We start from the raw sequence: 8,670 nt of genomic DNA, 5'->3' as shown, positions 1-8,670 counted from the left end.
CCGCGCGCCGGAAGGCCGTCGTCGACGCGAGCGACGCGCGCGGCACCTCGAACGCGCGCACGAGCTCGCCCGGGGCCAGCGACGTGCGACGCACGTCGACGACCAGGGACGCGACCGGCACCCGACGCTCTCCACCGGGCCCCCACACGACGGCGTCGGCGCCGAGGCCGGTCAGGAACGAGGTGGCGCCGCCGGCCGGCAGCGCCAGGCACACGTTGCCGCCGACGGTGGCACGGCGGGAAACCTTGTTCGACATCACGAGCGCCTCGACGCAGGACCGCGCCACCGCGAGGCCCGGGAGCCCCGACCGCTCGGCGTGCGCGACGAGGTCGAGGAGGGAGCACGTGGCCCCGATCGTCAGCCCAGTCGTCAGCCCAGCCGCCGCACCGGCGTCGAGCTCCCAGTCGGGCCAGCCCAGCGCCACGAGGTCGACGAGGCCGGTGGTCGTCACCTGCGGCTCGGAGAACAGCCACGTGCCGCCGGCCAGCCAGGTCTCGCCCGGAGAGAGGACCAGGTCGTCGGGGCCGGTCGGCAGGCGGAAGGTCTCCACGGTGTGCAGGTCCACGACCTCAGTCCTCGATCTCGCCGAGCGCGCGGTAGGCCGCCGCGATCGCGGCCACCCGCTGGCCCGCCGCCGGGCCGAGCGCGTCGAGGACGCGCGACGACAGCGCGGCGACGACGCTCATCGCCGCCGCGTAGCTGTCGAACGCGGCCTGCGTCGCAGCCCCGCACTCGATCCACACGTCGCCCGGCGACGCGAGCCGGCGGCCCGACGGGTCGGCCATGAGCACGACCCTGGCGCCCTGGGACCGGACGAGCTCGAGCAGCGCGGCGATCTCGGGCGGCCGCCGACGGAACGCGACCACGACCACGACGTCGTCGGCGCCGAGGCCGACCACCTCGTCCGACAGCGACTGCCCCGGCGACGGTGCGACCCCGACGCCGGTCCGCGCCTGTGTCAGCTGCTGGGTCAGGTGCAGCGCCACCGGGTAGCTGTTGCGCATCCCGACGACCTTCACCGTCGTGGCACCGGCCAGCAGTGCCGCCGCCTGCTCGATCGCGGCCTCGGCAGCGGTGAGCACACGGTGCAGGTGCTCGACCTCGGTCTCGAGGTGGCGCGCCACGCTCGGCGGTGCCCCCACCGGCACCGGCAGCCCGGCGTTGCGCAGGACGAGCAGCTGGTCGCGGACCTGCGTGAAGTCCTCGTAGTCGAGCCGACGGAACAGCCGACTCATCGTCGCCTTGGACACACCGGCCAGGTCGGCGAGCTCCGACGCGCGGTACATCGCGAGGTCGTGCAGGTGCTCGAGCAGCACGTCGGCCGCGCGGCGCTCCTGCGGGGCGAGGTCGGCGTACTTCTCGGTGATGCGCACCTCGATCGGCCGCGCCTCCTCACGAGGAGCACCCGACGGGTCCAGGGCGGTGGTGCTCATGAGGCCGCGACCTTCGCCGCGACCTCGAGGACCGCCGTCTCGAAGGCGTCCAGCCCGCGCGCGACGTCGATCTCGCGGACGTCCTCGTCGGGGTGGTGGCTCACGCCGTCGTGGCAGCGCACGAACAGCATCGCCACGTCGGTGACGGCCCCGACGGCCATGCCGTCGTGCCCGGCACGGCTCCAAAGACCCATCGGGGTGGTGTCGCCCGTGCCCTCGATGCCGCTGACGACGGCGTCGGTGAGCCAGGGCGCGCAGGGCATCGCGGGCGCCCGGTGCGTCTCGGTGACCCGCAGTCCCAGCCCTCGCGCGGTGCACACCCGCTGCAGCTCGGCCTCCAGCTCCTCCCACATCGCGTCGCGGGCGGCGTCGGTCGGCGCGCGCAGGTCGAGGCTGACCTCGACGTGCCCGGCGATCACGTTGACCGCGCCGGGAAGGGCCTCGATCCGACCCGTGGTGGCGATGCAGCCCGACGGGCGGACCATGCGCTCGATCGCCGTGATGCACTCCGCGGCGCCGACCATCGCGTCCTTGCGCCGGTCGTAGGGCGTCCCACCCGCGTGGCGGGCCTCGCCCTCCACCTCCAGGACGAAGCGCCGCGCACCGGCGATGGTGGTGACGTACCCGAGCGAGGCGTCGGCCTCCTCGAGGTAGGGGCCCTGCTCGATGTGCGCCTCGAGGTAGCCGACGAGCTCGTCCGGGCGCCGCGCGGCGGCGCCCACGGCGCGCGGGTCGAGCCCGAACTCCTCGAACGCGGTCCGCAGGCTCGTGCCGTCGGCGTCGCAGAGGTCCCACCAGGCGGGGTCCCACGTGCCGGCCGCCGCGCAGCTGCCCAGCAGCGCCTTGCCGAACCGCGTGCCCTCCTCGTCGCTGAACCCGACCACCTCCAGGGCGAAGGGCAGGTCGTCCACCCGGTCGCCGAGTCGCTCGGCGACCGCGATGGCCATCAGCACGCCGAGCATGCCGTCGTAGGAGCCGGCGTCGGGGACGGTGTCGAGGTGGGAGCCCAGCAGCAGGGCGGGCAGCCCCGGCTCCCGACCCTCGCGTCGGCCGTACTGGTTGCCGGCCGCGTCCTGGCGCGGGGTCAGGCCGGCGCGGGTCATCCACCGGGCGACGACCCGGTTGACCGCCGCGTGCTCCGGCGACAGGTAGACGCGTTCCAGGTGCTCGGGGTGGGAGGAGTAGAGGTCCAGCTCGGCGCAGCGGGCCAGCACCTCGGCCGCCGAGCCGACTGCGGCCCCGCTCGTGGGCAGGTCCGTCGAGGCGCTCATGCGTAGACCTCCTGCGCGGCGCCGACGCCACCGCCGGCGGTGACGGCGACACCGCCGGACCGCAGCACCTGCTCCAGCGCGGCCAGCGTGACGAGCACGGCGTCCTTGCGGGCGTTGTAGCCCATCGTGCCGATCCTCCAGACCTTGCCGTGCAGGGGTCCGAAGGACGTGCCGATCTCGATGCCGAAGTCCTCGAGCATCGCCGCCCGCGCGGCGTCGCCGTCCACGCCGTCGGGGATGTGCACCGCGACGACGTTGCTCATCTTGTGGTCCACGTCGCCGAAGACCTCGAGGCCGAGCCCGCGCATCCCGGCGAGCATCGCGGCACCGTGCAGCCGGTGCCGCTCGACCGCGGCGTCCATCCCCTCCTCCACGAGCAGCCGCGCGCACTCGCGCGCGCCGTAGAGCATCGTCGTGGCCTCGGTGTGGTGGTTGAGCCGACGCGGACCCCAGTAGTCCATGATCATCGCGAGGTCGAGGTAGTTCGAGGCGATGCGCACGCCCCGCGCGACGTCGCGCTCCTCGGCGATGCCCGCCTCGACGTGCCGCCGACCGTCGATGACGTCGACGGCGCGCGGCGAGATCGTGATCGGCGACGAGCCGGACGGACCGCCCAGGCACTTCTGCAGGCCGGCGGTCGCGACGTCGATCCCCCACGCGTCGGTCTCGAACGGGTTGCCGCCGAGGGAGGCGGTGGCGTCGCAGTAGAGCAGCACGTCGTGCCGTCGGCAGATCTCGCCGAGGTCGGCCAGGGGCTGGCACATGGTCGTGGAGGTGTCGCCCTGCACGACCGCGAGCACCTTGGGCCGCACCTCGACGATCGCCGCCTCGACCTGCTCGGGCGCGAACACGGTGCCCCAGTCGGTCTCGATCGTGTGCACCTCGGCCCCGCACCGCTCGCCGATCTCGGCGAGCAGGTGGCCGAACCGGCCGAAGACCGGCACGAGCACCCGGTCGCCGGGCTCCAGGAGCGAGACGAGGGCCGCCTCGATGCCGGCCCGCGACGTGCCGTCGACGAGGAAGGTCTGCTCGTTCGCCGTCGCGAACACCTCGCGGTACAGACCCATGACCTCCACCATGTAGGCGGTCATGGCCGGGTCGTACTGGCCGACGAGCTGGGCCGACATCGCGCGCAGCACGCGCGGGTCGGCGGTGATCGGACCGGGTCCCATCAGCAGGCGGGGCGGGGGGTTCACGGGTGCGGTGTCCATGGGTCCTTCCATCGGTGGTGCGACGAGGTGCGGGGTCACGACGGCGGCCTCTCGAGCTGCCAGCCGTGGCGGTGGTCGACGTGGTCGACGTCGACCAGCTCGCCACGCACGACCGTGCCGACGACGCGGCCCGCGAGGCGCAGCCCGTCGTAGGCGGAGATCGGGTTCTTGTGGGCCAGCCGGGCTGCCTCGACGTGCAGCTCGGCGCCGGGGTCGTACACGGCGAGGTCGGCGTCGGCGCCGACGGCGACGCGTCCCTTGTGCGACAGACCGACGAGGTCGGCGGTGCTCGTCGACATCCAGCGACTCAGCCGCTCGAGCGGGATGCCGCGCAGCCTCGCCTCGTGCGCCAGGACGGCGAACCCGACCTGCAGGCCCGACACGCCGCCCCACGCCTGCTGCAGGTCGCCGTCGCCCTTCAGCTTCTCCTCGACGGTCGACGGCGAGTGGTCGCTGACGATGCAGTCGACCAGCCCCTCCTGGAGGGCCTGCCAGAGCGCCTCGCGGTTGCCGGCGTCGCGGATCGGCGGACAGCACTTGAACTCCGGCGCCGCGTCGGGGATCGTCTCGGCGCTGAAGGTGAGGTAGTGCGGGCACGTCTCGACGGTCAGCGGGAGACCCTCCGCCCGCGCGTCGGCGATCAGGTCCAGCGCCCGCGCGCTGCTCAGGTGCAGCACGTGCACCCGGGCCCCGGTCTCCCGGGCGCCGTCGACGACCTGGCGGATGGCGGACACCTCGGACGCGTCAGGGCGCGAGAGCACGAAGTCGCGGTACGCGCGGCTCCCGGGCGCCGGGGTGCTGTCCAGGATCGCGGCGTCCTCGGCGTGCACGATCATGAGCGCGTCGAGCCGGGCGACCTCCGCGAGCGCGGCGTCGAACTCGGCACGGTCGAGCGGCGGGAACTCCTCGACGCCCGACGGGCTGAGGAAGCACTTGAAGCCGAACACGCCGGCGTCCCACAGCGGCTCGAGGTCGGCGACGTTGCCGGGCACCGCACCGCCCCAGAAGCCGACGTCGACCGCGAGCTGGCCCTGGGCCGCGGCGCGCTTGGCGGCCAGGCCCTCGAGCGTCGTGGTCGGGGGCACGGAGTTGAGCGGCATGTCGACGAGCGTGGTCACGCCGCCGAGGACCGCGGCCTCGGTGGCCGAGGTGAAGCCCTCCCACGCGGTGCGGCCCGGCTCGTTGACGTGCACGTGCGTGTCGACGACGCCGGGCACGACGTAGGCGGTGTCGGGCGCGCGGTAGACCTCGCCGGCCGGCACGTCGTCGAGTGGTCCGACGGCCGTGATCCGTCCGTCGTCGAGCGTCAGGGTCGCGGGACGGAACTGCCCGTCGAGGAGCACCTGCTGGGCCTGGATCGCGTCGAGTCGCATCGGCGTGGTCAGTCCCTCGACCCGGCCGCCGGTGCGGCAGGCGCGGCGGCTGGCTCCTCGTCCGCACCCCGCTCGCCGCGGCGCAGCACGGTGAAGAACAGGTTGAGCGTGAACGCGACGAGCGCGGCGGCGCTGATCTCCGAGCCCAGGATCGTGGCGACCCAGTCGGGCGTCCTGCTCCAGAACTCCTCGTTGACGACGGGCAGCAGTCCGAAGCCGAGCGACACGGCCACGACGACCAGGTTGCGGTGGTCGTCGAAGTCGACCCGGGCGAGGGTGCGGACCCCGCTCGCGGCGACGGTGCCGAACAGCACGAGGCCCGCGCCACCGAGCACCGGGAGCGGGATCACCGTCACGAGCGAGGCGAGCACCGGCGAGAGCCCGAGCAGCACCAGCACCGCGCCCCCGGTGGCGACCACGAAGCGGCTCCTGACGCCGGTGAGCGCGACCAGCCCGACGTTCTGCGCGAACGCGGTGGCCGGGAAGGAGTTGAGCACGGGGGCGAACGCGGAGGAGATCATGTCGGCGCGCACGCCGTCGGCCACGCGGCGGGAGTCGACGGGGGTCCCCACGACCTCGCCGACGGCGAGGATGTCGGCGGTGGTCTCGACCATGATGACCACCATCACGACGACCATCGCCACGATCGCGCCGACCTCGAAGAGCGGGGTCCCGAACGCGAAGGGCGTCGGCACGGCCACCACGCTGGCGTCACCGACGCCGTCGAGGCTGGTCCGGCCGACGACGAACGCCACCAGCGTGCCGAGGACCAGGCCGAGCAGGACCGCCAGGCGGGCGAGCGCACGGACCGACGACATGACCAGCACGAGGGCCAGCGTGACGAGGCTGAGCACGAGGTTCGTCGGGCTCAGGTAGTCGGGGTTCTCACCGCCGGCCACGGTCGGCTGCCCGGTGATCCAGCCGGCGGCCACCGGCATGAGGGACACCCCGATGACCGTGATGATCGACCCCGTCACGACGGATGGGAAGAACCGGATCAGGCGCGAGAGGAACGGGGCGACCACGAGGCCCACGAGGGCCGCCACGACGACCGCTCCGGCGACGACCCGGAGCCCGCGCTCGCCGTCGCTCTCGCCGGCGATGATGGTGACCATCGTCGAGACCGAGGCGAAGCTGATGCCCTGGACCAGCGGGAGGCGCGACCCGAGGAACGGGACGCCGATCGTCTGCAGGATCGTCGCGAGGCCGCTGACGAGCAGCGCGCACGCGACCAGCGTGGCCGACTCCGCCGGCTCCAGCCCAGCGGCGCCGCCCACGATGAGCGGCACGGCGATGATGCCGCCGACCATCGCCAGGACGTGCTGGAGGCCGTAGCCGAGCAGCTGGGGCGCCGGCAGGACCTCGTCCTCGGGACGGGGCGACGCAGCGGGTCCGGTCGCTCGTGCGGTCATCGTCGGTGCTCGCTCTCGTGGTGTCGGTGCGGTCAGCAGAAGCCGGGCACGGTGGCCCAGGCCTGCGGGGCCTGCGGGGCGCCCTCGCGCTGGACGGTGGCCTGGATCAGCCCGTACGGGCGGTCGGCGGCGAAGAAGACCTCGTTCGGGTTGTCGAGCCCGAACGGCTCCAGGTCGACGAGGAAGTGGTGCTTGTTCGGGCAGGACAGCTTGATCTCGGCGACGTCGTCGAACTGCTCGAGGACGGCGCGGCCCATCGCGAAGATCGTCTGCTGCAGGGCGAGGGAGTGCACGCTCGCGAACGTCTCGAGCAGCACGGCCTTGACGGCCTCGTAGCGCGCGTTCCAGTCGACGTCGGTGCTCGTGTAGCGCCACCACGCGGTGACCGACGTGGCGAGGATGCGGTCGGTGGTCTCGCGCAGCGTCGTGTACCGGTCGCGGGGGAACCCGTGGAACTCCGAGCCGGTCGACTTGAGCACCGTCGCTTCCTTGAACCCGGCCAGCACCCACGTCTGGTCGCCGTCCTTCTGCACGACGGTGGTGCGGACCTCCTGGCCCGTCCGGACGAAGGAGTGGTCGTGCGGCCGACCGTCGACCGCGATCCGCTCCCACGCGTAGAGCTCGGCCTCCCAGCGACCGCCCGAGACCCAGTCGAAGCTGGTGACGAAGTGCTCGCCGAGGGTCAGCAGGAACTGCTCGGGCGACCCGATGCCGTGCTGCTGCGCGAACGCGTAGACCGTGTTCTTCTGCGTGTCGGTGGCCACGACCTGGCTGTTGTCGCCCTCGACGTGGCAGGCCACGAAGTCGCCGCGCAGCTGCGAGGTGACGTTGAGGTCCTCGATCTGGTGCCGACCACCGGCACTCTGCTCGGGGTCGCGCGTGATCCGGACCAGCCGGTTCTCGGCCTTCCCGTACTGGTTCGGTCCCAGGACGATGTCGCCCGTCGCCATGGTCAGCTCCCTCGGTAGGTGGTGTAGGCGAACGGGCTCAGCAGCAGTGCCACGTGGTGGTGCTCCTGACCCGCCCCGGCCTCGAACGCGACGCGCACGACGGGGTGGAAGGTGCTGCGGTCCTGGTCGGCGAACCAGGGGCCCGTCGCGAAGACGAGCTCGTGGACCCCGGCGTCGACGGGGTCGTCGAACCGGATCCGGCCGTCGGCGTCGGTGGTCGCGGTGACCGCGTCGTCGAGCGAGACGACGAGTCCGGCCGCGGGACGACCGAGCGCGGCGTCGAGCACGTGGGTGGAGAGGGTGGTCATGCGAAGGTGTCCTCCAGCCGCAGCAGGGCGATCTCGCGGAGCTGGCCTGCGGTGACCGCCAGCTCCGTCTCGGGGTCGTGCGTGAGCCGCTGCTCGAGCAGGGCGAGGATCTCCTCGGCGCTGCGACCGGCCGCGCGCACGAGGAAGATCCGGTCGAACCGCTCCTCGTAGGCGGCGTTGCCCGCCGCGAGTCGCGCCGCGGTGTCGGCGCTGTCGTCGACGCCGGACTGCTCGCGACCGGAGAGCTCGGCGCTGCGACCCGTGCCGACGTGCCGCTCCCCGATGCGCGGGTGGTCGGCGAGCGCGGCCTCGACCTGCGCACCCGTCCAGACCGCGGCCAGCGCGTCGGCCCGTGCCACGAGCGCCTCGACGCTCCCGTAGGGGCGACCCGCGACGAGGGCGTCGACCCACGCGTCGACGTCGGCGCAGCTGCGCAGCACGGCCGCGGCCTTCTCGGCGTCGGCCGTGTCGAACGTCGTGATGTCCACGTGGTCCCTCCCTCGTCCCGAGGAACGCTAGGACCATCGTGTTACGTCGCGTGGAACCCGCGTTTCATCCGGGTAACGACGCCGACGGGCTCGCGTCAGACGCGGAGCGGACCCGCGACGAGGTCGAGCAGGTCGAGGTCGCGGCGGGGCGGGCCCACGAGGCAGACGCCGCACGGCAGGCCGCCGGAGGTGGTCAGCGGGACGCTGACCGCCGGCAGCCCGCC

At 73.3% G+C, this 8,670-nt stretch carries 9 protein-coding genes; all 9 read right to left on the bottom strand.

Annotated elements, in window-relative coordinates; translation table 11 throughout:
• Window positions 1–565, bottom strand: a 565-nt coding sequence (locus NH339_RS16010) for an FAD binding domain-containing protein (RefSeq protein WP_253027025.1), incomplete at its 3' end; no start/stop codon positions are given.
• 4 nt (window positions 566–569) lie between these two features.
• Complete coding sequence (locus tag NH339_RS16005) at window positions 570–1,433, bottom strand: MurR/RpiR family transcriptional regulator (RefSeq protein ID WP_253027024.1); 864 nt, start codon at window positions 1,431–1,433, stop codon at window positions 570–572.
• Complete coding sequence (locus NH339_RS16000) at window positions 1,430–2,704, bottom strand: allantoate amidohydrolase (protein ID WP_253027023.1); 1,275 nt, start codon at window positions 2,702–2,704, stop codon at window positions 1,430–1,432. The genes NH339_RS16005 and NH339_RS16000 overlap by 4 nt, the downstream gene beginning before the upstream one ends.
• Window positions 2,701–3,915: an alanine--glyoxylate aminotransferase family protein gene (locus NH339_RS15995; RefSeq protein WP_253027022.1), complete on the bottom strand. Its 1,215-nt coding sequence runs from the start codon at window positions 3,913–3,915 to the stop codon at window positions 2,701–2,703. The genes NH339_RS16000 and NH339_RS15995 overlap by 4 nt, the downstream gene beginning before the upstream one ends.
• 35 nt (window positions 3,916–3,950) lie before the next feature.
• A complete protein-coding gene (gene allB, locus NH339_RS15990; RefSeq protein ID WP_253027021.1) occupies window positions 3,951–5,288 on the bottom strand; it encodes an allantoinase AllB in 1,338 nt (445 codons plus the stop codon).
• A gap of 8 nt (window positions 5,289–5,296) precedes the next feature.
• Window positions 5,297–6,700 carry a nucleobase:cation symporter-2 family protein gene (locus NH339_RS15985; protein ID WP_253027020.1) on the bottom strand — a complete coding sequence of 468 codons (1,404 nt, stop codon included), beginning with the start codon at window positions 6,698–6,700 and terminating at the stop codon, window positions 5,297–5,299.
• A 32-nt stretch (window positions 6,701–6,732) separates the two neighbouring features.
• Entirely contained in the window at window positions 6,733–7,650 is a 918-nt protein-coding gene (pucL, locus tag NH339_RS15980; protein WP_253027019.1) for a factor-independent urate hydroxylase, read from the bottom strand.
• Between the two features lie 2 nt (window positions 7,651–7,652).
• Window positions 7,653–7,958 (bottom strand): hydroxyisourate hydrolase, encoded by a 306-nt coding sequence (gene uraH, locus NH339_RS15975; protein WP_253027018.1) that lies wholly within the window; start codon window positions 7,956–7,958, stop codon window positions 7,653–7,655.
• Window positions 7,955–8,446, bottom strand: a complete 492-nt coding sequence (gene uraD, locus NH339_RS15970; protein WP_253027017.1) for a 2-oxo-4-hydroxy-4-carboxy-5-ureidoimidazoline decarboxylase — start codon at window positions 8,444–8,446, stop codon at window positions 7,955–7,957. Before uraD ends, uraH begins: the two co-directional genes overlap by 4 nt.
• Between the last annotated feature and the right edge of the window lie 224 nt (window positions 8,447–8,670).

The organism is Aeromicrobium sp. CnD17-E, assembly GCF_024124745.1.
GTDB lineage: Bacteria > Actinomycetota > Actinomycetes > Propionibacteriales > Nocardioidaceae > Aeromicrobium.
This window is presented reverse-complemented; position numbering and strand designations above follow the sequence as displayed.